The organism is Microcystis sp. M49636_WE2, from assembly GCF_030065375.1.
GTDB classification, from domain to species: Bacteria; Cyanobacteriota; Cyanobacteriia; order Cyanobacteriales; family Microcystaceae; genus Microcystis; species Microcystis aeruginosa_C.
In genome coordinates, this window is record NZ_JASJFG010000864.1 from 1 (window position 1) to 1,137 (window position 1,137).

Annotated in this window: 1 protein-coding gene and 1 pseudogene; both read right to left on the reverse strand. The window is 41.2% G+C overall.

All coding sequences use genetic code 11. The features are described from left to right. Window positions 1–323 precede the first annotated feature (323 nt). Window positions 324–563, reverse strand: a pseudogene (locus PX484_RS19755) (ISAzo13-like element transposase-related protein); the annotation flags it as partial. Window positions 564–586: 23 nt separating this feature from the next. Next, window positions 587–1,137 (reverse strand): tetratricopeptide repeat protein (locus PX484_RS19760; protein WP_288105222.1); only part of this gene is annotated, 551 nt, incomplete at its 5' end.

Consider the following 1,137-nt stretch of genomic DNA (forward strand, 5'->3'; position numbering starts at 1 on the left):
AGTAGCTGGTTATAATTAAATTAAAAATGGATTTTAGGTTCGATCCCCCCTGCCCCCCTTGATAAGGGGGGTGCCGATAGGCGGGGGGATCTACCCTTGATAAGGGGGGTGCCGATAGGCGGGGGGATCTACCCTTGATAAGGGGGGTGCCGATAGGCGGGGGGATCTGAAAGTTTTCAATACCTACCTACTTAATCTATAACTGAGTTTATGCAAGGATCGTGGACGAAAGAGCAAAACTACGGTTTTCTCTGTGAATGGGGTTTAGCTTAACGATCGAATTATCGGGTTTTGTCTCATCGATGACGACTTTGCACGGCTATAACTTGCATTTTTTGGCAAAACTCAACTATACGTTTCATAAACTGAGTTCGTCTGGAATTATTTTCTGGTCTATTATCTTGATTAATTATCAAAGTTTTAATTTTCTCAAAACGAGATTTTTTAGACTCCCAGAAATCCTCTAATATATCAACAATAAAGTCACTGGTGACTGTGGAGGTAGTTAAATACAAAAACAACTCATCAAATTCTGGAATAAATATTCCGTAAAGGGTTAGGGTGACAGGAATTTATGGTTCGATAATTATGCTTTCCTCAACCATCTTTTTAACAATCGCCACAATGCCACTATTATCACCCCAATTAAAACTAAAGGAAACTTAACCACCCCCAGAAAGAAAGCAACGATTAAGGGATATTTTCGGGTTTCTAATTGCCGAATTTCATCATCGCACTTTTGAACATATCCTGCTAACCCCAATGCTTGAAATAATTCCCGCGACTGAAGATATGCTTCTTTCGCTTCCGATATACGTTTGAGTTTATAGTAGGTAAGTCCCAGATTAAACCAAGCTTTCGCTTCACTCCCCCGATCACCGATTTCGCGTGTGATTGCTAAAGACTGTTGATAAAACTCGATCGCTTTTTGGTATTCTCCTAGGGAATAGTAAACAGCACCTAAATTATTGTAGGATTCCGCTTCACCCCCCCGATCACCGATTTCCCGTTTGATTGCTAAGGACTGTTGATGAAACTCGATCGCTTTTTGGTATTCGCCTAGGGAATTGTAAACAGTGCCTAAATTATTGTAGGAATTCGCTTCACCCCCCCGATCACCGATTTCCCGATCGATTG